General features: G+C 69.7%; 24 protein-coding genes and 1 tRNA gene. 12 read left to right on the top strand and 13 right to left on the bottom strand.

All coding sequences use genetic code 11. The annotated features are described in order from the left end of the window. Window positions 1-109 precede the first annotated feature (109 nt). Together dapD and QFZ27_RS21870 are read right to left on the bottom strand one after the other, a co-directional pair. Window positions 110-952: a 2,3,4,5-tetrahydropyridine-2,6-dicarboxylate N-succinyltransferase gene (gene dapD / locus QFZ27_RS21865; RefSeq protein WP_429228554.1), complete on the bottom strand. Its 843-nt coding sequence runs from the start codon at window positions 950-952 to the stop codon at window positions 110-112. Window positions 953-1037: 85 nt separating this feature from the next. After that, window positions 1038-1502, bottom strand: a complete 465-nt coding sequence (locus QFZ27_RS21870) for a DUF4864 domain-containing protein (protein WP_429228555.1) — start codon at window positions 1500-1502, stop codon at window positions 1038-1040. Window positions 1503-1711: 209 nt separating this feature from the next. Between QFZ27_RS21870 and QFZ27_RS21875 the strand changes: the two genes are divergently transcribed. The 5 genes from QFZ27_RS21875 (at window position 1712) to QFZ27_RS21895 (ending at window position 5757) form a co-directional block, all read left to right on the top strand. Then, window positions 1712-1788 (top strand) — tRNA-Arg (locus QFZ27_RS21875). 192 nt (window positions 1789-1980) lie between these two features. After that, entirely contained in the window at window positions 1981-2874 is an 894-nt protein-coding gene (locus QFZ27_RS21880) for an arginase family protein (RefSeq protein WP_429228556.1), read from the top strand. Window positions 2875-3086: 212 nt separating this feature from the next. Further along, a complete protein-coding gene (locus QFZ27_RS21885) occupies window positions 3087-4589 on the top strand; it encodes an FAD-dependent monooxygenase (protein WP_429228557.1) in 1503 nt (500 codons plus the stop codon). A 512-nt stretch (window positions 4590-5101) separates the two neighbouring features. Beyond that, window positions 5102-5347 (top strand): type II toxin-antitoxin system Phd/YefM family antitoxin, encoded by a 246-nt coding sequence (locus QFZ27_RS21890; RefSeq protein WP_429228558.1) that lies wholly within the window; start codon window positions 5102-5104, stop codon window positions 5345-5347. Next, entirely contained in the window at window positions 5347-5757 is a 411-nt protein-coding gene (locus tag QFZ27_RS21895) for a type II toxin-antitoxin system VapC family toxin (protein ID WP_429228559.1), read from the top strand. The genes QFZ27_RS21890 and QFZ27_RS21895 overlap by 1 nt, the downstream gene beginning before the upstream one ends. Before the next feature lie 12 nt (window positions 5758-5769). Here QFZ27_RS21895 and QFZ27_RS21900 read toward each other — a convergent pair whose 3' ends face one another. After that, the gene (locus tag QFZ27_RS21900; protein ID WP_429228560.1) at window positions 5770-6189 is read right to left on the bottom strand and encodes a GFA family protein; all 420 of its coding nucleotides are present in this window, start codon (window positions 6187-6189) and stop codon (window positions 5770-5772) included. A 119-nt stretch (window positions 6190-6308) separates the two neighbouring features. On the opposite strand from QFZ27_RS21900, the gene QFZ27_RS21905 reads away from it, so the two are divergent. Next, window positions 6309-6935: a glutathione S-transferase family protein gene (locus QFZ27_RS21905; protein ID WP_429228561.1), complete on the top strand. Its 627-nt coding sequence runs from the start codon at window positions 6309-6311 to the stop codon at window positions 6933-6935. A 10-nt stretch (window positions 6936-6945) separates the two neighbouring features. Here QFZ27_RS21905 and QFZ27_RS21910 read toward each other — a convergent pair whose 3' ends face one another. Beyond that, the gene (locus QFZ27_RS21910; RefSeq protein WP_429228562.1) at window positions 6946-7479 is read right to left on the bottom strand and encodes a DUF1697 domain-containing protein; all 534 of its coding nucleotides are present in this window, start codon (window positions 7477-7479) and stop codon (window positions 6946-6948) included. A 127-nt stretch (window positions 7480-7606) separates the two neighbouring features. Between QFZ27_RS21910 and QFZ27_RS21915 the strand changes: the two genes are divergently transcribed. After that, on the top strand, window positions 7607-9964 hold the full coding sequence (locus tag QFZ27_RS21915) for an oxidoreductase (RefSeq protein ID WP_429228563.1): 2358 nt from the start codon (window positions 7607-7609) through the stop codon (window positions 9962-9964). Here the strand turns inward: QFZ27_RS21915 and QFZ27_RS21920 are convergent. The 9 genes from QFZ27_RS21920 to QFZ27_RS21960 form a co-directional block, all read right to left on the bottom strand. Then, complete coding sequence (locus tag QFZ27_RS21920) at window positions 9961-11127, bottom strand: aminotransferase class V-fold PLP-dependent enzyme (protein ID WP_429228564.1); 1167 nt, start codon at window positions 11125-11127, stop codon at window positions 9961-9963. The genes QFZ27_RS21915 and QFZ27_RS21920 overlap by 4 nt on opposite strands. Before the next feature lie 2 nt (window positions 11128-11129). Beyond that, complete coding sequence (locus QFZ27_RS21925) at window positions 11130-11600, bottom strand: RidA family protein (RefSeq protein ID WP_429228565.1); 471 nt, start codon at window positions 11598-11600, stop codon at window positions 11130-11132. A 73-nt stretch (window positions 11601-11673) separates the two neighbouring features. After that, the gene (locus tag QFZ27_RS21930) at window positions 11674-12339 is read right to left on the bottom strand and encodes an HAD-IA family hydrolase (RefSeq protein WP_429228566.1); all 666 of its coding nucleotides are present in this window, start codon (window positions 12337-12339) and stop codon (window positions 11674-11676) included. Between the two features lie 4 nt (window positions 12340-12343). Beyond that, the gene (gcvA, locus tag QFZ27_RS21935) at window positions 12344-13261 is read right to left on the bottom strand and encodes a transcriptional regulator GcvA (protein WP_429228567.1); all 918 of its coding nucleotides are present in this window, start codon (window positions 13259-13261) and stop codon (window positions 12344-12346) included. Continuing rightward, window positions 13261-14190, bottom strand: coding sequence for a glutaminase (locus tag QFZ27_RS21940; RefSeq protein WP_429228568.1), 930 nt, complete (start codon window positions 14188-14190; stop codon window positions 13261-13263). Before QFZ27_RS21940 ends, gcvA begins: the two co-directional genes overlap by 1 nt. 7 nt (window positions 14191-14197) lie before the next feature. Beyond that, window positions 14198-14776 carry a GNAT family N-acetyltransferase gene (locus QFZ27_RS21945; RefSeq protein ID WP_429228569.1) on the bottom strand — a complete coding sequence of 193 codons (579 nt, stop codon included), beginning with the start codon at window positions 14774-14776 and terminating at the stop codon, window positions 14198-14200. Between the two features lie 270 nt (window positions 14777-15046). Beyond that, window positions 15047-15754 carry a hypothetical protein gene (locus QFZ27_RS21950; protein ID WP_429228570.1) on the bottom strand — a complete coding sequence of 236 codons (708 nt, stop codon included), beginning with the start codon at window positions 15752-15754 and terminating at the stop codon, window positions 15047-15049. Between the two features lie 67 nt (window positions 15755-15821). Continuing rightward, entirely contained in the window at window positions 15822-16331 is a 510-nt protein-coding gene (locus tag QFZ27_RS21955; RefSeq protein ID WP_429228571.1) for a DUF2165 family protein, read from the bottom strand. Then, complete coding sequence (locus QFZ27_RS21960; protein WP_429228572.1) at window positions 16331-17464, bottom strand: ABC transporter ATP-binding protein; 1134 nt, start codon at window positions 17462-17464, stop codon at window positions 16331-16333. Before QFZ27_RS21960 ends, QFZ27_RS21955 begins: the two co-directional genes overlap by 1 nt. 276 nt (window positions 17465-17740) lie before the next feature. Here QFZ27_RS21960 and QFZ27_RS21965 point away from each other — a divergent pair, with 276 nt between their 5' ends. The 5 genes from QFZ27_RS21965 (at window position 17741) to QFZ27_RS21985 (ending at window position 21959) form a co-directional block, all read left to right on the top strand. Next, complete coding sequence (locus QFZ27_RS21965) at window positions 17741-18742, top strand: lysylphosphatidylglycerol synthase domain-containing protein (protein ID WP_429228573.1); 1002 nt, start codon at window positions 17741-17743, stop codon at window positions 18740-18742. After that, window positions 18743-19366 carry a CDP-alcohol phosphatidyltransferase family protein gene (locus QFZ27_RS21970; protein ID WP_429228574.1) on the top strand — a complete coding sequence of 208 codons (624 nt, stop codon included), beginning with the start codon at window positions 18743-18745 and terminating at the stop codon, window positions 19364-19366. Between the two features lie 66 nt (window positions 19367-19432). After that, window positions 19433-19633, top strand: a complete 201-nt coding sequence (locus tag QFZ27_RS21975; RefSeq protein ID WP_429228576.1) for a (2Fe-2S)-binding protein — start codon at window positions 19433-19435, stop codon at window positions 19631-19633. Window positions 19634-19704: 71 nt separating this feature from the next. Beyond that, a complete protein-coding gene (locus QFZ27_RS21980; RefSeq protein ID WP_429228577.1) occupies window positions 19705-20667 on the top strand; it encodes a nucleoside hydrolase in 963 nt (320 codons plus the stop codon). A gap of 17 nt (window positions 20668-20684) precedes the next feature. Further along, on the top strand, window positions 20685-21959 hold the full coding sequence (locus QFZ27_RS21985; protein WP_429228578.1) for a hydroxyacid-oxoacid transhydrogenase: 1275 nt from the start codon (window positions 20685-20687) through the stop codon (window positions 21957-21959). The last annotated feature ends 9 nt before the right edge of the window (window positions 21960-21968 follow it).

Consider the following 21968-nt stretch of genomic DNA (forward strand, 5'->3'; position numbering starts at 1 on the left):
TTGACCCGTGCATCCAGGGCGGCAAGGGCTGCTCTCGACGGTCCCTGGATTGCCGGGTCAAGCCCGGCAATGACAAGAAAAGAAGGACCGAGTGGGTGGACCATCGCGATCAGTCGCGCAGCAGCTCGTTGATCGAGGTCTTGGCCCGGGTGCGCTCATCCACCCGCTTGACGATCACGGCGCAGGACAAGGACGGGCCGGGCGAGCCGTCGGCGAGCGGCTTGCCGGGCATGGCCCCCGGCACCACCACCGAATAGGCCGGCACCCGGCCGTAGCTGACGGTGCCGGTCTCGCGGTCGACGATCTTGGTGGTGGCGCTCAGGAACACGCCCATCGACAGCACCGAGCCGCGCTCGACGATCACGCCCTCGACCACCTCGGACCGGGCGCCGATGAAGCAGTCGTCCTCGATGATCACCGGATTGGCCTGCAGCGGCTCCAGCACGCCGCCGATGCCGACGCCGCCGGACAGGTGGCAGTTCTTGCCGATCTGGGCGCAGGAGCCGACGGTGGCCCAGGTGTCGACCATGGTGCCGCTGTCGACCCGGGCGCCGACATTGACGAAGCTCGGCATCAGCACCACGCCCGGCGCGATGTAGGCGGAGCGGCGGACGACCGCGCCCGGCACGCTGCGGAAGCCGGCCTCACGGAAGCGGTTCTCGCCCCAGCCCAGGGTCTTCGGCGCCACCTTGTCGTACCAGACTGCGCCGTCCGGGCCACCCTCGACGATCTTGCTGTCGGTGATGCGGAAGGACAGCAGCACCGCCATCTTCAGCCATTGCTGCGCCTGCCACTGCCCGTCGACCTTCTCGGCCACGCGCAGAGCGCCGGAATCGAGGCCTTCCAGCGCCGCCTCGATGGCGTCGCGGGCCGGGCCGGTGGTGGCCGGGGTCAGGCTGTCGCGGTCGGCCCAGGCCTGTTCGATGGCGGTCTTCAGCGCGGTGTCGGTCATGGCAGGAATTCGGCAGTCTCTGGTGTCGGGATCGCACGATGGGGCGCCCCCGTCCGGCTTGTCAACGCCACCCTCGGACTAGGTCTCATGCCGATTGGTCGCCGCCCCGGTCCAGCCGGCAGCCGTCGATTCGCCAGCTGCCGTCGGGCTGCCGCTCCATGAAGTATTCGGCGATCACCGGCACCCCGTCCGGCCCGACGAACAGCACCTTCTGCACGATCCGGCCCTCGCTGGTGACCAGCTCGCGGAAGTCGACCGAGCGCGGCCGGTAGACCGGCGGATAGCCCTGCCTGACCATGGCCAGGAAGTTGTCCGCCGTGCCGAACAGGTGCTGGATGTCCGGCGAGGCGTAGCCGAAGGCCTCCGCCGCCCGGTCGGCCTGGAAGGCCTCGAGCTGCTTCTGGATCACGCCGACGATCGCCGGCCCGTCGGCGTTGCCGACAACCGTGGAGTTACCCTCGTCGCCCGACTGCGCCTGGGCGAAGGCGGGCATCGCGATCAGCAGGAAGAGGGCGAGAACGCGCCCGACCACGTCGCAGACCAGCCCCATGATCGCCTCCCATTTTTGCCGTCACTAGAAGGGAGATGGCGCGGATGAGCGCGGCCGGAAAGCGGGCGCAGGGCAGGGGCCGCCGTTCATGCGGCCGCCGCATGCCTCGTTTCGTGTCGGATCGATGAAAATGGGGCTTGCAATCGGGGGCGGGCATCGACTAGGTTCCGCCCGCCTGACGACGGGGCGGCGACGAAGCCCCGCAGAACGCGCCCGTAGCTCAATTGGATAGAGCATCTGACTACGGATCAGAAGGTTAGGAGTTCGAATCTTCTCGGGCGCGCCACTATCTCGCTGAGATAGACGTTCAGTCAGCTTTCCGGATTTCATATCGACGGCCGCGCAGGCCGATGCGCCTGGATGGTCATGCCCCTTGCGGGTCTCGCCATGATGGTAGATCCGTGCGGGATATCGGCCCTTCCCGAGGAACCACTCCGAGACGGCACCTGTTCCAGCCCATAACGGCTGGAGCCTTTCGATGCCGAACCGCCGCCATGCGATCCTCGAAGCGCCGTCCACGCTGGGTCTGGCGACCGACGGCGTGGAAGGCCTGCCCGACCGGCTCCTCGCGCTGGGCCTCGCGGAGCGTATTCTGGCGCGCCGTGCCGGGCGGCTGGCCGTGCCGGCGAAGAATCCGACGCCCGATCCCGAAACCGCGACCCTGAACGCCCAGGCGATCGCGGCGTGGTCGCCCAGGCTCGCCGACGCGGTGGAGGCGGTGCTGGATGCGGGCGAGTTCCCGGTGGTGCTGGGCGGCGACTGCACGATCCTGCTGGGCTCGATGCTCGCGCTGCGGCGGCGCGGCCGCTACGGCCTGTTCTTCATCGACGGCAATGCCGACTTCTTCCAGCCCGCAGCGGAGCCCAACGGCGAAGGCGCGTCCATGGACCTGGCCTTCGTCACGGGGCACGGGCCGACGCTGCTGACCGACATCGAGGGCCGCTCGCCGCTGGTGCGGGCCGAGGACGCCGTCGCCTTCGCCTTCCGCGACCACGAAGACCAGGCCGAATTCGGCAGCCAGCCTCTGCCGCCGGAGCTCCGCGCCTGGGATCTCCACGACGTGCGCCGCATGGGCGTGGAGAATGCGGCCCGCGCGGCGGTCGACCGCTTGACGCGGGCGGAGTTGGACGGCTTCTTCATCCATCTCGACGCCGATTGCCTCGACGACGCCATCATGCCGGCGGTCGATTTCCGCGTGCCGGGCGGCTTGTCGTGGGACGAGCTCGGGGCCACGCTCCGCATCGCGCTGGCGAGCGGAAAGGCGGTCGGCCTCGAGGTCGCCATCTACAATCCGCGCCTCGACGAGGACGGCAGCGCCGGCCGAGGCCTGGCCGATGTTCTGGCCGCAGCCCTCGGACCGGCGGCGCCCTGAAGCTGCGTATTACCGGCGCTGCGGCATCGCGCGTGTAGTGGCCGCAAGGTCCGGACGCTGGCCGGATGTGCCGCGGCGGGAGTGGCCCTCGCCTGGATATGAGATGGCGACAAGATAGTCAGGTTCAAGAATTGGCCTCCGCATTTCTATCCGTAGATTCCGGGACCCTATCGCCTGTCCTTCCTGGGCGAACAGCATAGGGTGCGAGCCAGATGACGGACCATGCAGTGATCATCGCCGGCGGTGGCCCGACCGGGCTGATGCTGGCGGGCGAGCTGGCACTGGCGGGCGTCGACGTTGCCATTGTCGAGCGGCGCGCCAGCCAGGACCTTGTCGGCTCCCGCGCCGGGGGGCTCCACTCGCGCACCATCGAGGTGTTCGATCAGCGTGGCATCGCCGACCGGTTCCTCGCCGCGGGGCAGAAGGCGCAGGTCAACGGGTTTGCCGGGGTCCAGTTCGACACCAGCGGCTTTCCCACCCGCCATCCCTACAGTCTCGGGCTGCGGCAGAAGCACATCGAGCGGATACTCGCCGGCTGGGTCGACGAGCTCGAGGTGCCGATCTATCGCGGCATCGAGACGACGGGCTTCGCCCAGGACGCCGCCGGCGTCGACGTCGAGCTCAGCGATGGCCGGTCGCTGCGGGCGCAGTATCTTGTCGGGTGCGACGGCGGACGCAGCCTGGTCCGCAAGGCGGCCGGCATCGCGTTCCCGGGATCGGATCCCACCACCAGCAACCTGATCGCCGAGGCCGAGCTGGCCGAGACGCCGCCGGAATGGGGCATCCGCCGCGACGCCCTCGGCATCCATGCCCTTGGCCGGGTGGAGTACGAGATCCGCAATGGCGAGATCGTCTATGCGGATCACGGGCCGGTCGGCATCCTCGTGACCGAACAGCATGTCGGACAGACCGCCGAACCCACCCTCGGCGATCTCAGCGCGGCGCTCATCACCGTCTACGGGACGGATTACGGGGTCCACTCTCCCACCTCGATTTCCCGGTTCACCGATGCTGCGCGGCAGGCGGCCTCCTACCGCAAGGGACGCGTGCTGATCGCGGGCGATGCCGCGCATATTCATCCCCCGGACGGCGGCCAGGGGCTTCAGACCGGGGTGCAGGATGCGATGAACCTGGGGTGGAAGCTGGCCCAGGTGGTCAAGGGGATTTCGCCGGAAAGCCTCCTCGATACCTACCATTCCGAGCGCCACCCGGTCGGCGCCCGCGTCCTGCGCAACACGATGGCCGCGGTCGCGCTTCGCCGCGAGGACGACCGCACCAAGGCATTGCGCGACACCATGGCCGAGCTTCTCGGCATGGCGGAGCCGCGCATGAAGTTCGCGGCTTTGCTGGCGGGACTCGACATTCACTACGATCTCGGCGCGGGACACCCCCTGCTCGGGCGCCGCATGCCCGATCTCGACCTCAGCACGGCAAGCGGTCCGCGGCGGGTCTACAGCCTGCTGCACGCCGCCCGGCCGGTGCTTCTCAACCTCGGTGAGCCCGGCGGCCTCGGCATCGCGTCATGGGCGGATCGGGTTCAGGTTGTCGATGCCGGATACGCCGGTCCGTGGGAGCTTCCGGCACTTGGGGCTGTCACTGCTCCCACAGCCGTGTTGATTCGGCCCGACGGATATGTGGCCTGGGTGGGGGACCGAACCCGGCATGGGCTTGCCGACGCGCTGACCACCTGGTTCGGACCGCCTGCCGTGGCATAGGGGGCGCCCCCGTGAGGCGTGCGGGCGATCAAGGTCAGAGAAAGCTTTGAATCCAGGCCGAGGAAAAATGCGGCCCGGCGCAGGCAAGGCTTCAGCTCGTCGGGCCGGGCCGTCAGCGCCACCGGACAGGGCAGCGCATCGAGTTGTGTGGCCGCCTCGGGGGTGAGGCTCAGGCCACTTGCCGAGTAGCGGGGAGGAAACGCGGCGACAGAATCAATAAACCGTGCCGCGTTGCCATAAAATTATACGATGGTATCGGCTCCTACGGCTTTTCGAATAGCTGAACCGGACACCGCGATTGGGAGTCTTCAATTCGCCACCAAGCTGTCGCGATTGAACGCTGGATGGTCTGTCTCCAATATGGCGAATGTATAGCCGACGGCCACGCGCCCGGGACCGTGTGCATATCGGGAGGGAGCGCCGTTGGCATCTCATTGCGGTGCCGGTCGCGGTTGCTTTCTTCTCGAACTCCAGAGAATGTAGTGACATACCTACAATTCGCGGAGGCGCGGATGAGCATCACCACCCTCTCCAGCCGGGAATTCAACCAGGACGCCAGCCGTGCCAAGAGGGCGGCGCGGAACGGGCCCGTGTTCATTACGGATCGCGGCCGGCCGGCCCATGTCCTGCTGACCATCGAGGACTACCAGCGCCTGGCCGGCGGCGGCGCGACCATCGTGGATCTGCTGGTGATGGACGGGGAGGCGGAGCTGGAGATCCCGCCGAGGCGCGATCCCGCCCGGCCGGCCGATCTCTGATGTTCCTGCTCGACACCAGCGTCGTCTCGGAACTGCGCCGCCGGCAGGCCGACCCCAACGTCGTCGCCTGGGCCAGATCCGTCGCTCTTCCCAGCCTCTTCCTCTCGGCGATCACGATCGAGGAGATCGAGATCGGAGTCATGCTGGCGGAGCGGCGCGATCCCAAGCATGGCGGCTTCCTGCGCGCCTGGTTGGAGACCCAGGTCCTGACGTCCTTCGCCGACCGGATCCTTCCGGTGGATGTCACCGTGGCCCGCCGCAGCGCAGTGTTCCACGTGCCCGACCCTCGGCCCATCCGCGACGGCCTCATCGCCGCGACCGCCCTGGTCCACGGGCTCACTGTCGCAACCCGGAACACGGCCGATTTCGATCCCACCGGCGTGCCCACGGTCAATCCCTGGCTCTCGTGAACCGCTCAATCGTCAGGAGCCCGACACCGGCCCCGGCTGGCGCGGGCTGGACGGGAGGGCCGGGTCGACATGGCCCCAGTTCGGGGCCGACGCGGTCCAGATCACGCTCGACGGGCGGGCGATCTCCGGGTCGTCCAGGGCGCCGGCCCGGACCGCCATGTAGTCGGGTTCCTCCAGCGCCTCGCTGAACAGGGGCGTGCCGCAGGTCGGGCAGAAGCGGCGGCGCATCGTGGCGCCGCTGTCCGCCCGGCTGAGATACTCGCTGGTCGCGCCGGTCACGGTGAAGCCCGCGGTCCGGAAGATCGCGCCGATCGAGGCGTTGCCGGAGGACAAATACTGGCAGTCCCGGCACCAGCAGGCGCGCGCGACGACGGGCGGCTGGTCGAAGCCGAAGCGGACGGCGCCGCAGAAGCATCGGCCGGTGATGGGCATGGCGCGGTCCTCCCCCCTTGTTGCCGAGGAAGTGAAGGCCAGGCCAGGCGGGATGGCAACCCAGGGCTCCGGCGCTGATGTCTTTACAGCACCGCGGGCTCCGGCCGATCCTGCTGCCCATGATCCTGATCGGCCAATTCGATTCGCCCTTCGTCCGTCGCGTCGGCATTGCCCTGACGCTGTACGGCCTGCCCTTCGAGCACCGGCCGTGGTCGGTGTTCGGCGATCCTGAGAAGATCCGGCCCTACAACCCGCTCACCCGCGTGCCGACGCTGGTGCTGGACGACGGCGAGTCGCTGATCGAGAGCCACTGCATCCTCGACCATCTCGACAGCCTGGTGCCGGCCGAGCGCGCGCTGTACCCGCGCGTCGAGCCGGACCGGCGCCGGGCTATGAAGGTGGCGGCGCTGGCGATGGGGACGGCGGAGAAGGCAGTCAGCCTGTTCTACGAGCAGCGGCTGCACCAGGAGGTCTCCGACGTCTGGGTGACCCGCTGTCGGGCCCAGATCGCTGACGCCCTCGCCACCCTCGAGGCCGATCGCGCCGGCCGGGGCGGCGAGCATTGGTTCGGCGGCCGTCTCGGCCATGCCGACATCGCCGTCGCCGTGGTGCTGCGGTTCCTGGGCGAGGCCCATCCCGGCCTGGTCCCGGCGGCGGAGATCCCGGCACTCGCCGCCGACGCGGCCCGGCTGGAGCAGCTGGCGGCGTTCCAGGCCATATCGCAGCCCTTCATCGCGCCGGCCTGAGGCGCGAGGCTCAGCCGCGGGCCAGGGCGGCGAGCTTCAGCACGGTGTTCCAGTTGCGCCCGGTGCCGCTGGTGCCGAGTTTCTTCTCGATCGCCGCCATGGTCAGCTTCGAGCGACCGATGCCGTCCGGATAGGTGATATAGGCGTGCCGGCCGTCGGTCCGCACCTGCTCCCGCCCCACGATGCCGGCCTGCAGCGCGGCGACCGCCTTCGGCGCCTGCTTTAGCGGCAGGAGGACGAGATGGCTCGGGTCGCTCTCCGCCTCTTCGGGGAACGGGTTGCGGGCGATCAGGCCGGCCCAGTCTGCGGCGCTGCGGACGAACACCTCGGTGCCGAGGCCGAGGTGCTGTTTCAGCGCTTCCTCCAGGGTCCGCTCCAGCGCTCCCGCCGGGCCCTTGCCCTCGAAGACGAGATTGCCGCTCTGCAGCAGCGTGCGCGGCTCGGCGAGGCCGATCTCCGCCGCCAAGGCACGCAGATCCGCCATCCTGATCGGCGCATGGCCGGCGAGATTGACGGCGCGGAGCAGGGCGATCCAGGTGGTCATGACGGGATCATAGGGCGGCACGCCGGATCACCCCAGAACGGAAAATACTTTAAGCCTAAAGCAATTCGCCGTACTCTCGTGGGCAGGGCCGGAGGATTGCGCGTCCGGCCCGGGACGGGAGACAGAGATGCGGATCACGGTCATCGGCGGCGGTCCGGGCGGCCTGTACTTCGCGCTTCTGACCAAGAAGGCGCGGCCGGGCTGGCATGTCGCGGTGCATGAGCAGAACCGCGCCGACGACACCTTCGGCTTCGGCGTCGTGTTCTCCGACGACACGCTGGACGAGTTCCTGTCGCGCGATCCGGACTCCTACGAGCGGATCCGCGACCGCTTCGCCTATTGGGACGATGTCGCGATCCACTATAAGGGCGAGACCATCCGCTGCGCCGGCAACGGCTTCTGCGGCATGTCGCGGGTGACCTTGCTGCAGATCTTGCAGGAGCGGTGCCGCGAGGTCGGGGTCGAGCTGTCCTTCTTCGACCGGATCGAGCCGGCGGCGCTCGAGCAACGCTTCGCCGAGTCCGATATCATCGTCGCCGCCGACGGCATCAACTCGCCGATCCGCGAGCATTTCCGCGAGGCCTTCCGGCCCGAGGTCTCGGTCAAGTCCAACCGCTTCTGCTGGATGGGCTCGACCCGGCCGATGGGCGAGTTCAACTACTTCTTCCGCCAGACCGGGCACGGCGTGATCTGCGCGCACACCTATCAGTACGGGACGGATCAGGACGGCGGCGGCCGCTCGACCTGGGTGTTCGAGATGGACGAGGCCTGCTGGCAGGGCCACGGCTTCACCGAGACCGACGAGGAGGGCTCCCGGGAGAAGCTGGCCGCGATCTTCGCCGAGGAGCTGCAGGGCCATCCGCTGCTGCTGAACCGGTCGATGTGGCGGCGCTTCCCGCGGATCTTCTGCGAACGCTGGTGGCACAAGAACATCGTGCTGCTGGGCGATGCCAAGGCCTCGGCGCATTTCTCGATCGGCTCCGGCACCAAGCTGGCGATGGAATGCGCCATTGCCCTGTCGGATGCGGTGGTGGCCAAGGCCGAGAGCAGCGTCGACGCCGCCTTCGCCGCCTATGACACGGCCCGCCGCACGCCCTGCCAGGTCACCCAGCACAATGCGGACGTGTCGCTGGCCTGGTTCGAGCATATGAACCGGTCCACCGACATGGACCCGATGCAGTTCGCCGTGGTGGTGATGTGCCGGGCCAAGTCGATCACCTACGACAACCTGCGGATCCGCGACCCGGATTTCGTGCGCCGGGCCGACGACGCCTACTACGAGCGGCTGTGGCGCGAGACCGGCGACGACTACCGGACCACCCGGCCGACGCCGATGTTCACCCGCTTCAAGCTGCGCGGGATGGAGCTGGCGAACCGCGTGGTGATGGCGCCGATGGCGCAGTATTCCGCCGACCGCGACGGCAACCTGACCGACTGGCACTTCGTGCACTATGCTTCGCACGCCCTCGGCGGCATGGGGCTGATGTTCGTCGAGATGACCTGCCCGTCGCCGGACGCCCGGATCAGCCTCGGGTGCCCAGGCCTGTGGACCGACGCGCATGAGGCGCAATGGACCCGGCTGGTCGGGTTCGTGCACGGCCACGGCGACACCAAGATCGCCATGCAGCTCGGCCATTCCGGGCGCAAGGGGTCGACCCAGCTGGGCTGGGAAAAGGCCGACCACCCGATCGCCGAGCCGGCCGACAACTGGCCGGTGGTCTCGGCGTCGCCGCTGCCCTGGATCGAGGGCGTCAGCCCGGTGCCGGCGGAGATCGACCGGGCGGAGATGGACCGGATCAAGGCCGATTTCGTCCAGGCCACCGCGCGGGCTGCCCGCGCAGGTTTCGACCATCTCGAGCTGCATTGCGCCCATGGCTATCTACTGGCGTCGTTCCTGTCGCCGCTGACCAACCGGCGGGCGGACGAGTATGGCGGGCCGGTCGAGAACCGGCTGCGCTATCCGCTGGAGGTGTTCCGGGCGATGCGGGCGGTGTGGCCGGATGCGCGGCCGATGTCGGTGCGCATCTCCGCCACCGACTGGGCCGAGGGCGGCATCGGCGAGGACGACGTCTTCGCCATCGCCGAGGCCTTCCGCGACGCCGGCTGCGACCTGATCGACGTCTCCGCCGGCCAGACCGTGCCGGACCAGAAGCCGGTCTATGGCCGCATGTTCCAGGTCCAGTTCGCCGAGGCGATCCGCAACGTGCCAAGGATGGCGACCATGGCGGTCGGCGCCATTACCGAGCCCGGGCAGATCAACACCATCCTGCACACCCGCCGCGCCGACCTGGTGGCGCTCGGCCGTCCGCATCTGTGGAACCCGACCTTCGTCCGCCAGGCCGAGGCCTGGTACGGCGTGAAGTCCCAGTCCTGGCCGCAGCAATACTGGCCGGGCCGCGACCAGGCTTTTCGGGAGATCGGCCGGGCGGCCGACAAGCAGGCCGAGCTGCAGATCAAGGCCAAGTCGAGACGGCACGGGCGCTAGGAGCGGGCGGCGGCCCCCACGGCGTCGGCCAGGCGGTCGAGTTCCGCCTCGGTGTGCAGATACGAGACGGCGGCGCGGCAGATTTCGCCCAGGCCACGGGAGGTCATGTCGAGCGGAGTATAGGCCACGCCGTTGACCGCGATGGTGATCCCCTCGACCGCCAGGCGGTGGCGCAGGGCCGCCGGCTCGACGCCCGCGACTGCGAAGGACACCAGGGCGGCGCGCTCGACGCCGAGATCGTGCACGGTGACGCCGGGGATCGCCGCCAGCCGGCCGCGCAGCCCTTGCGCCAACGTGTCGAGGCGGCCCCGGATGGCGTCGATGCCGATGCCGCGGGCATAACGGATCGCGGTCCCGAGGCCGAGCCGCAGCGCCATCGGGAAGTCGCCCGCCTCGAAGCGCAGGGCGCTGTCCTGCAGTTGCGGGCCGTCCGGCGTCCAAGCGGCGGTTCGGGCGTCGTGATAGGGCGGGTCGAGGCGGAAGCCCTGTCGGACATAGAGCAGCCCGGTGCCGCGTGGGCCGCGCAGATGCTTGCGGCCGGGTGCGGCCAGCATGTCGCAGCCCAGCGCTGCGACATCGATCGGGAGCTGGCCGAAGGCCTGCGAGGCGTCGACGAAGTAGGGCACGCCGGCGGCGTGGGCGACCCGGCCGATCTCCGCCGCCGGGTTGATCAGCCCGCCATTGGCGCCGATCCAGGTCAGCGACACCAGCTTCACCCGGTCGTCGATCATCGCGGCCAGAGCTGCGGGCGAGGCTTGGCCGGTGTCGTCGCAGGGGATCACCTCGATCACGGCGCCGGTGCGGGCGGCGGCGCGCTGCATGGTGGTGAGATTGCCGCCCCATTCCTGCCGGCCGACCAGGATGCGGTCGCCGGCCTTGAGCGGCAGCCCGGCGAAGGCCAGGCCCCAGCCCTGGGTGGCGCTGCCGGTGAAGGCGATCTCGGCCGGCGTCGCGCCGATCAGGGAAGCGGCCTCGGCGCGGGCCTCCTCCAGCGCCGGCGTGGCGGCCTGCCCGGCCTCGATCGGCCCGGACACTGCTTCGCACTGCAGATGGGCCAGCACGGCGTCCAGCACCGGCTGCGGCGGCAGCGAGCCGCCGGCATGGTTGAAATGCAGCACCCGGTCGATGCCGGGCGTCTCCGCGCGCAGCCGTGCCAGATCCATGGTCAGCCCTCGAGCTCGACGACGGCTTCGACCTCGACCGACACGCCGCGCGGCAGGGCGGCGACGCCGACCGCGGCGCGGGCATGCTTGCCCTTGTCGCCGAACACCGCGGCGATCAGGTCCGAGGCGCCGTTGCCGACCTGCGGCTGCTGGGTGAAGCCCGGGGCGGAGGCGACGAAAACGCCGAGCTTGACCACGCGGCGGATGCGGGCGATGTCGCCGCCGGTCGCGGCCGCGACCTGGGCCAGGATGGCCAGGGCGCAAGCCTGCGCCGCCTTCTGCCCGTCCTCCAGCGACACGGTGTCGCCGAGATGGCCGAGCCAGGCCGGGCCGTTGCGGTCCTGCGAGATCTGGCCGGAGATGAACAGCAGGTTGCCGGCCTGGACATAGGGCACGTAGTTGGCGGCCGGGGCAGGGGCCGCGGGCAGCTCATGGCCCAGGGCGGCGACGGCTTCGGCGATGGTCTTCGGCATGGTCGGATCCTTGGTATCGGAAGCCCGGATGCTAACCGCCGGCGGCCCCGTCGACGAACGCCAAGTTTTCGCCCTATGGGTGACTTGGATTCATCTGAAGGCGAAGCAACAGCCGGCCCGCGTCGGTGACGGTGACGGTCAGGTCCTCATAGTCCGCGATCACCGGGTGCCGCGTCACCATCGGGCGGGCATGGGTGGCGCCAACGACCATGACCATGGCGCCGGATGCCTCGGCCGAGGCGATGCCGGCCGGCGCATCCTCCCAGACCAGGCAGTCCTCGGGGTCGACCCCCAGCCGCTTCGCCGCGGCCAGGAAGCCGTCCGGCGCCGGCTTGCCGCGGGCGACGTCCTCGGCGGTGACCAGCACGGCGGGCGGGACCAGGCCGGCGGCGGCGAGCCGCTTGGCCGCCAGCGCCCGAGGCGCCGAGGTGACGATGGCCCAGCGGTCGGGCGGCAAGGTGCGCAGAAACCGCTCCACCCCGGCGATCGCGACCACGCCGTCGACATCGTCGATCTCGGCCTGGGTCAGCTCGGCGGCCTCGCGCTCCACATCCGGCACGCCCCAGCGGCGGATGGTCTCGACTGCGCGCACGCCATGCATGCTCTCGACCACCGCATCGGCATCGAGCCCATGCCGCTCGGCCCAGCGGGTCCAGACGCGGACGGCCGAGGCGATGCTGTCGATCAGGGTGCCGTCCATGTCGAACAGGAAGGCGGCGTAGCTGCGGCGCGTCAGCATCGGATCAGTCTTTCCATGGCGCGGGGTGGCCGGAAGCTGCGGCCTCGCCGCGAATCCAGTCGAGGAAGGCGGCGACCGGCGGGGGCAGGGGGCCGGGCCGGGCCACCAGCCAGTAGCCGAGGTTGGTCAGGGCGAAGGGTGGGCCGCCCAGCGGCTCGACCAGCGCGCCGCTGCGCAGCCGCTCGCCGATCAGGGCGTGCCGGCCCATGGCCACGCCCTGGCCGGCCAGCGCCGCCTCCAGCACGATGTTGTAGTCGTGCAGCATCAGGGTGCGGGCGCGGGCCAGGTCGAAGCCATGCGCCGCCGACCAGGCCGGCCATTCGATCGGCTCGCGGGCATAGGACAGCAGCAGCGTGTGCTGCAGCAGGTCGGCCGGCACTGCGATCGGTGGCCCGCGTTCGAGCAGCGCTGGGCTGACCACCGGGGCGATGCGGTCAGGCATTAGCAGCGTCGCCTCGACCTCCGGCCAGCCGCCGGTGCCGTAGCGGATCGCCAGGTCGGCCTCGCCGGCGCCGACATCGACCAGGGTGTTGGACGGCTCCAGCCGCAGCTCGATCTCCGGATGGGCGGCGGCGAATCGGCCCAGCCGCGGCACCAGCCAATGGGTGGCGAAGGAGGCCAGCAGGCTGACCCGCAGCACCGCCCGCTCCGGCGCCCGAACCGCGCGCGTCTCATCGACCAGCAGGTCGAAGGCGCGGCGCACCCCGTCGAAATAGCGCTCGCCGGCCGGGGTCAGGGCAATGGCGCGGGTCTTGCGCCGGAACAGGGCGGTGCCGAGCTCGCGCTCCAGCCGCTGCACCTGGTGGCTGATGGCGCTCGGCGTCACCAGCAGCTCCTCGGCGGCGCGGCGGAAGCTGAGATGCCGGCCGGCCGCCTCGAAGGCGCGCAAAGCGGGCAGGGAGGGCAGGCGCCGGGCGGCCATCAGGGTCCGAAGACCGACCAGCCCATGGCTTTCGCGAGCCGCTCCAGCGCCAGGGTGCCGAGCAGAGAGTTGCCGTGCTGGTTCAGCCCGGGCGACCAGACGGCGACTGAGGCGCGGCCCGGCACGATCGCCAGGATGCCGCCGCCGACGCCGCTCTTGCCCGGCAGGCCGACGCGGAAGGCGAAGTCGCCCGAGCCGTCATAATGGCCGCAGGTCAGCATCAGGGCATTGATCCGCCGCGCCCGCTCCGGCGACACCACGCGGTGGCCGGTCGACAGCCGCCCGCCGCCATCGGCGAGGAAGCGTCCGGCCGCAGCCAGCTGCCGGCAGGTCATGGCGATGGCGCATTGGTGGACATAGACGCCGAGCGTCAGCTCCACCGGATGCAGCAGGTTGCCGAAGGATTTCATATAGGCGGCCAGCGCCATGTTGCGGTAGGCGGTGCCGGCCTCCGACCGCGCCACGGTCTCGTCGATGGCGATGCCCTCGTCATCGGCCAGCCAGCGGACGAAGCGCAGGATCGACCCGATCGCCTCGCGCGGCTGGTGCCCGGCCAGGACCACGTCGGTCACCACCAGCGCGCCGGCATTGATGAAGGGGTTGCGCGGCACGCCCTGCTCGTGCTCGAGCTGGACGATCGAGTTGAAGGCGTTGCCCGACGGCTCGCGCCCGACCCGCCGCCACAGCGCATCGCCGATGGCGCCCAGCGCCAGAGTCAGGGTGAAGACCTTGGAGACGCTCTGGATCGAGAACGGCACCTCGGCGTCGCCGGCGCAATGGAAGCCGCCGTCGAGAGAGGCCACGGCGATGCCGAACTGGCCGGGGTCGACCTTCGCCAGCTCCGGAATATAGGTCGCGACCTCGCCGCGCCGCTCTTCTCGCGCCATGGCGTCGGCGATGTCGCCGACGACGTCGCTCAGTTCGGGCATTCCCGGCTCAGCCTTCGCGGTCGATCGTCATGTACAGCGCGGCGCCGTCCGGCGTGTCGATCGGTCCGCGGCGCTGGAAGCCGGCCTTCTCATAGGCGCGGATCGCGGCGGCGTTGGCCGGGGCCGGGTCGACCTGGATCCGCGCCGTCTCCGGCAGCGCCAGCAGGCGGCGCAGCACCAGCCGGATCAGCCGGGTGCCCATGCCGCGGCCGATCACGTCGGTCTCGCCCAGAAAGAGGTCGATGCCGAAGGTCTGGCGCGGCAGCTGGTGGGCCGTCCAGTAGCTGTCGGGATTGGCGTGGTAGACATGCATGTAGCCGATCGGCCGGCTGCCCTCGCAGGCCAGGAACGGCGCGATGTTCGATTCGACCAGGTGGGCGGCGATCTGCGCCAGCTCCTCCTCCGGGTCACCCCACCAGCGCATCACATGCGGCCGCTCCAGCCAGCGGGCGATGATCGGCAGGTCCTCGATCCGCAGCGCGTCGAGGCCGATCGACGGGTCGACCGCATCCGCGATGCGCTCATCCGCCAGCTTCAGCGCGACCGGGGCGGGCCCTGCCGCGGGGAGGGGATGATCATCGCTCATGCCGCGCCGGGGAGGGCGATGTCTCGCCATATCGGGAAAGGAACAGACTCATGGACCGCATCGGTGCTGCGAACGGGTCAAGAACCTGTACCCGATCACGGCGGGCGGTCAAAGGGTCCTGTGGAGCCGCTCATATTGGCGCGTCGATGGCAACGTCGTCATCGCGAGGAGCGAAGCGACGTGGCGATCCAGGGGCTGGTGCCACTGGATCGCCGCGCCCCTTCGGGGCTTGCAATGACGGTTCTCTCCGTGAGGAACAAAGGGGACGGTTCAAGCCGCGAGCCCGCGTTCGAACGCGATGGCGCTGCGGACGGCCTTGATGGGGATTTCGTAGTAGCGAGCCACGACGGCCTCGGAGCCTTCGGCCCGGGCGGCGAGGGCGAGCGTCGCCGTCGGCACGCCGTATTCGGCGACCATCGGCGATCCGAAGCGTCGCCGGCGGTCCAGGGCGATGCCCGCGCCATGGCCCAGCGGCCACCACCGCGCCGGCTCGATGCCCTCGAAGTCGACATCCTGGAAGCTGGGCGCGATCAGCGCGTGGAATCCGTACTGGCCGCGGCGCTTGACCAGATCGACCAGGCGCGGCTCCGCCGTCTCCTGTCCGACCTGGAGAAACCAGGACACACCATCGGTCTTCAACCGGGCCGTCGACAGGGGCCGATCCTCGCCGGTCTCGGATCGCGCAATCTCGATGCCGCGGCGGACAGCCTGAAGCGGCACGCCGTTGCTGACGAGGGCATCGACCATCCGCGATTCCATCAGGTCGCGGAAGCTGAGGCCTCTCGGATTGTCGTCGACCGGTGCGATGTCGGTCGGCCACAGCGGGGCCGAATGATGCTGTTCGCCTCGATCGCTGTAGCTGTACCCGTTGAGCCAGCGGCGGGCCGTGACGGCGGGCATGTGCAGGAGGCGCGCAGCGTCCGCCACGGTGTAGAGACCGATCCCGAGCAGTCTCGGATAGGTGGATCCGTCCGGCATCGCCCTCTTCCGGAAGCCTCCGGTCGAATGGAGTTTACCAAAGCCGCGGCGCGCCGTCCCGCCTGGATCAGGACAGGTCGTACGGCAGCTCCTCGTCCCGCTGGTTCAGGAACAGCAGGACGATGCCGGTGACGGTCAGGAACAGATGCGCGGGCGCCTGGCCGTTCCACTCCTTGGACTGCCACATGGCGAACCATTCGCCGCCTATGACGACGAAGCCGAAGGCGTAGAGCAGGAAACCCATGCCGACGCCGGCCAGCGCCGCGGATTTGGCCCGGGCGAAGACAGTGGCGGGCGCGTCCCAGCGCAGTCCCATGCGCAGCGCGCCGGCCCAGCAGACCAGCGCCGTGGCGACCTGCCAGGCTATGATCAGGGCATAGGCCACATGGGCAGCCCCTGGAACGTCGATCGCCCGCCACATCAGGGCGGGCGATCGGAAGGTCGTGTCCATCGCCAGCACGTGCCGGACGAAGGCGAAGTTGGAGCCGTAATCGATCAGATTGCCGAACGCGACCAGGGTGAAGAACAGTGCAACACCAGCTGTGGCCAGGATCTTGAGGACCCTGGCCGTCAGCATCAGTGGGCCATCGCCGGCTCGCGGCCGATATCGGCCATCGGGTGCCGCTCCGCCCGCTGCAGGGCCTGGCCCTGGGCGTCGAACAGGTGGCAGGTGTCGGCGGCGAAGCCGATCTGGACCTGGTCGTTGGTCTTGGCCCGGCTGTCGCCTTCGGCCTGCACCGTCAGCATGCCGGCGCCGGTCTTCAGGTAGAGATAGGTCTCGCCGCCGAGGCGCTCGACCACCAGCACCTGGCCGGGCATGGTGGCGGCACCGGTGCCCTGCACGTTCATGTGCTCCGGCCGGACGCCGAGCGTGACCTTGTCACCGACCTTGGCCCGGCCCGGCTGCACCGGCACGGTGACCGAGCCGCCGCCCGGCAGCCCCACCGTCGCGGTGGCGCCGTTGGACGCGGTGACCTCGGTCTCGATGAAGTTCATCTTCGGGCTGCCGATGAAGCCGGCGACGAACAGGTTGTCCGGGTGGTGGTACAGCTCGAGCGGCGAGCCGACCTGCTCGATCCGGCCGGCGCTCAACACCACGATCTTGTCAGCCAGCGTCATCGCCTCGACTTGGTCGTGGGTGACGTAGACCATGGTGGCGTTCAGGTCGTTGTGCAGGCGGGCGATCTCGATCCGCATCTGCACGCGCAGCGCCGCGTCGAGGTTCGACAGCGGCTCGTCGAACAGGAACACCTTCGGGTTGCGCACGATGGCGCGGCCGATGGCGACGCGCTGGCGCTGGCCGCCCGACAACTCCTTCGGCTTGCGCTTCAAGAGGTGCTCGAGCTGCAGGATGCGGGCGGCGTCGCCGACCTTGCGCTCGATCTCGGCCTTGTTGGTCTTCGCGAGCTTCAGGCCGAAGGCCATGTTCTCGTAGACCGTCATGTGGGGGTAGAGCGCGTAGCTCTGAAACACCATCGCGATGCCGCGCTCGGCCGGCGGCAGGTCGTTGACCCGCTGGCCGTCGATGGCGAGGTCGCCGGCACTGATGTCCTCGAGACCGGCGATCAACCGCAGCAGGGTCGACTTTCCGCAGCCCGACGGGCCGACGAAGACGACGAATTCGCGGTCGCGGATGTCGAGATCGACGCCTTTGATGATCTCGAGGTCGCCGAACGACTTACGAATGCCACGGAGCGTTACGCCAGCCATGTTTCCTCCACTGCGCAAACTTTGTCCGCACCATATCCAGCACGGGCGCCTGAGGCCAGCATTTTGGAACCGTCGCTGTCAAATCGTCTGATGTTTGTATGATTCTGATTCGAGAACGCTGGCCGCGGCGCCCCGCGATCGATTGACACCGGTCGGGCCGGCCCCCTAAATCCGCCGGCCCAAGATATCCCGCCCGTCAGGACCGGCGCGCCGCATCGTGATCTCCACCATCGAAGCTCGCGCGGTCGTCGTGTTGCCTCTCTTCAGGAGACGCGCATGAGCAAGCATGCGATCAAGGCCGCGACCGCCCTGGTCGGGCTGGCCGGGCTGTGCGGGATCATCGCGCTGGTCGCCTCGCAGAACGCCGAGGCGGTGCTGCAACTGCTGCTGAATGCCAGCGGCGGCATCCTGCTGGTGGTCGCCTCCCACGTCCTGGCGATGGGCTGCTCGGCACTGGCGTGGCGCGCCGCGATGCGGCCGCTGTGGTCCGCCGGACCGGGCATCTTCCTGTGGGCGCGGCTGGTGCGGGAATCGGCCAATGCGGTGCTGCCCGTGGCCCAGGTCGGCGGCAATGTGCTGGGCGCCCGCGTGCTGGCGCTGCACGGCGCCGGCACGCTTCCGGCCGGCGCCGGCATGCTGGTCGACCTGACCCTCGAATTCCTGACCCAGATCCTGTTCTTCGCCATCGGTCTGGTGGTGCTGATCGCGATCGGCGGTGGCGACGCGCTGGGCTGGGCCGCGCTCGGCCTCGGCATCGCGGTGCTGATGGGCATCGGGTTCGTGCTGGCGCAGCGCTGGGGCATGTTCCGGCTGTTCGAAAACCTGCTGGGCCGGATCGCCCAGCAGTTCGACTGGCCGGCGCTGGGCGGGCTCTCCGGGCTGAACGACACGGTGCTGGCGATCTACCGCGACCGCGGCGCCATGGCCCGGGCGGCCGCCTTCCACCTCATGGGCTGGGTGCTCGGCGCCGGCGAGGTCTGGCTGGCCCTGCATGTGCTGGGTGCCGAGATCGGCTTCGCCGAGGCCCTGGTGATGGAGAGCATCGGCCAGGCCGTCCGCACCGCCGCCTTCCTGGTGCCGGGCGCGCTCGGCATCCAGGACGGCAGCATCCTGGCGCTCGGCGTGATGTTCGGCCTGCCACCGGAGCTCGCCCTGTCGGTGGCGCTGGTCAAGCGCCTGCGCGAGCTGCTGCTGCATGCGCCGGCGCTCCTGATCTGGTACCTCATCGAAGGCCGGCGCCTGCTGCGGACGCCGGATGTCGCACGCGAGCAAGCCTGAATGTCGATCTACACCCAGCCCCACACCTCCTGGACCCACCGGCTGACCCGGATGATGGTGCGGCCCCTGGTCGGCACCCGGGTCACGCCGAACCACCTGACCACGGCGCGCCTGGTCACCGGCCTCGCCAGCTGCGCCGCCTTTGCCGTCGGCGATGTGCAATGGACCGTCTGGGGCGGGGTGATCTGGCTGGTCTCCTGCCTGCTCGACCGGGCGGATGGCGAGCTGGCGCGGCTCGGCAACAGCTCCTCGCCCTTCGGCCATCTCTACGACACGGTCTGCGACCTCGCGGTCAACGCGCTGATGTTCCTGGCGATCGGGATCGGGCTGCGCACCAGCTGGCTGGGCGACGCCGGGCCGCTGCTGGGCATCGTGGCCAGCGCCGGGGTGCTGGCGGCCTCGATCCTTTCGGCCAAGCTGGAGGCGGCGGGCGCAGTCGAGACCAAGGCCTATGTCGGCATCCTCGGCTTCGACTTCGACGACGCGCTGTACCTGTTCGCCCCGGCGGCCTGGTTCGGACTGTTCCCCTACATCCTGATCGGCGCGGCGATCGGCGGGCCGTTCTTCGCCATCCTGACCGCGGTGCGCCTGCGTGCCGCACGGGCGGAATCGCGCGCAGGATAGAGCGCCTATTGACACTCATTCGCAATCTCATCTAAATCCCGCGGACCACACCGGAGCCGCCGACGCATGTACATCTGTATCTGCAACGCCCTGAACGACACCCAGGTCCGGTGCGCGGTCGAGTCAGGGGCGAAGACCCCGGGGCAGGTCTATGCCGGGCTGGGCTGCGCCCCGCGTTGCGGCAAATGCGTGACCTCGATCCGCCATATGGTGAACGAGGCCACCCGCGAGCAGGACGACGCGCCGGTCCTTCTCGCCGCCGAGTAAGCCGCCTCTATACGCCGCGCCGCGGCGGTGCTAGCCAGCCTCCCGACAGAATTCCGTAACGGGAGGCCGCGATGGCAGCGACCAGGCGCATCATCATCGACACCGATCCGGGCCAGGACGACGCCATCGCCATTCTGCTGGCGATGGGATCGCCGGAGCTGGAGATCGCCGGCCTCACCACCGTCGCCGGCAACGTGCCGCTGTCGCTGACCACCGCCAATGCGCTGAAGCTGTGCGAACTGGCCGGGCGCACCGACATCCCGGTGGTCCAGGGCTCGATCCGCCCGCTGGTGCGGCCGCTGGTCACCGCCGAGGCGGTGCATGGCAAGACCGGCATGGACGGCTCCGGCCTGCCGGACCCCACGACCAAGCCGGTCCCCGGCCATGCGGTCGACTGGATCGTCGACACGATCATGGCGGCGCCGGAAGGCACCTACACGCTGTGCCCGCTCGGGCCCCTGACCAACATCGCCGCGGCGCTGGTGCGCGAGCCGAAGATCGCGCCCAGGATCCGCGAGATCGTGTTCATGGGCGGCGGCTTCTTCGAGGGCGGCAACACCACCCCGGCGGCCGAGTTCAACATCTATGTCGACCCGCACGCCGCCCATGTGGTGCTGACCAGCGGCATCAAGCTGACCATGGTGCCGCTCGACGTCACCCACAAGGCGCTGACGAACCGCCCCTGGCTCGACCAGGTGGCGGCGCTGGGCACGCCGGCGGCGAAGAGCGTGCACGGCATGCTAAGCTTCTACGAGCGCTTCGACATGGACCGCTACGGCATCGCCGGCGCGCCGCTGCACGACCCCTGCGTCATCGCCTATCTCTTGAAGCCGGAGCTGTTCGGCGGCCGCGACTGCCACGTGGCGGTCGAGCTGGCGGGCGAGCATACGCTGGGGATGACGGTGGTCGACTGGTGGGACGTGGCCGCCAAATGGGGCCAGCCGGACGGGAAGCAGAAGAACTGCCGCGTGCTGCGGGACATCGACGCCGACGGCTTCTTCGAGCTGATCTACCAGGCGCTGCAGCGGCTGTGAGCATGGTGGAGGGTGGCATGACCGAATCCCTCGAAAGCATCTTCACCATCGAGGCGGCGCCGCTGAAGTTCGGCGCCGGCGCGGCCGAGGAGCTGGGCTGGGAGCTGAAGCGCCTCGGCGTCTCCCGGGTGCTGCTGGTCGCCGATCCGGCGCTGCACGAATTCGAGCTGGTCGACCGGGTGATCGGCATCATCCAGCGCAGCGGCATCGGCGTAACTCGGTTCGAGGGCATCGCGGTCGAGCCGACCCTCGATTCGCTCGAGCTCGCCGCCGAGGTCGCGCTTTCGGCGGAGGTCGACGGCTTCGTCGCGCTCGGCGGCGGGTCGACCATCGACACCGCCAAGGTCGCCAACCTGATCAAGCGCCATGGCGGCGCCATCATGGACTACGTCAACGCGCCGATCGGCGGCGGCCGCAAGCCGCCGGGGCCGCTGTTCCCGCTGGTGGCGGTGCCGACCACCTCCGGCTCGGGGTCGGAGGCGACCACCGTCGCCATCCTCGACATCCCCGAGCTCAAGCTGAAGACCGGCATCTCGCACCGGTACATCCGCCCGAGCCTGGCGCTGGTGGACCCGGAGCTGGCGCGCACCACCTCGGCCGGCGTCACCGCCTCGGCCGGGTTGGACGTCGTCTGCCACGCGGTCGAATCCTACATCTCCAAACCGTTCGACGCCCGGCCGCGCCCGGCCACGCCGGACGACCGGCCGCCCTACCAGGGCAGCAACCCGGTGGCCGACATCTGGTCGCTGCAGGCGATCGAATTCGGCGGACGCTTCCTGGCCCGGGCGGTCGCCGACGGCGATGACCTGGAGGCGCGCGGCGCGATGATGCTGGGCGCCACGATGGCCGGGATCGGCTTCGGCACCGCCGGAGTGCACATCCCGCACGCCTGCGCCTATCCGATCGCCGGGCTGAAGCATGTGTTCCACGCCGAGGGCTATAGCCGCGACCACGCCTTCGTGCCGCATGGCTATTCGGTGATCGTGACCTCGCCGGCGGCGTTCCGCTTCACCTATGATTCGGCACCGGAGAAGCACATCCGGGCGGCGGAGCTTTTGACCGGACGTCCGGTCAGCGATCCGGGGCCGGACAGCCTGCCCAGGGCGCTGATCGCGCTGATGCGCCAGGTCGGCGCGCCCAGCGGCATCGCCGCGCTGGGCTATGGCGAGGCCGACATCCCGGCCCTGGTCGTGAGTGCCATGAAGCAGCAGCGGCTGCTGGTCGGCGCGCCGAAGCCCGTTGGGCCGGCCGATATCGAGCGCATCCTGTGGGAATCGCTGGCGAACTGGTAAGACAAAGGC

Origin of the sequence: Inquilinus ginsengisoli (assembly GCF_050434925.1) — a bacterium.
Lineage (GTDB): Bacteria > Pseudomonadota > Alphaproteobacteria > DSM-16000 > Inquilinaceae > Inquilinus > Inquilinus ginsengisoli_B.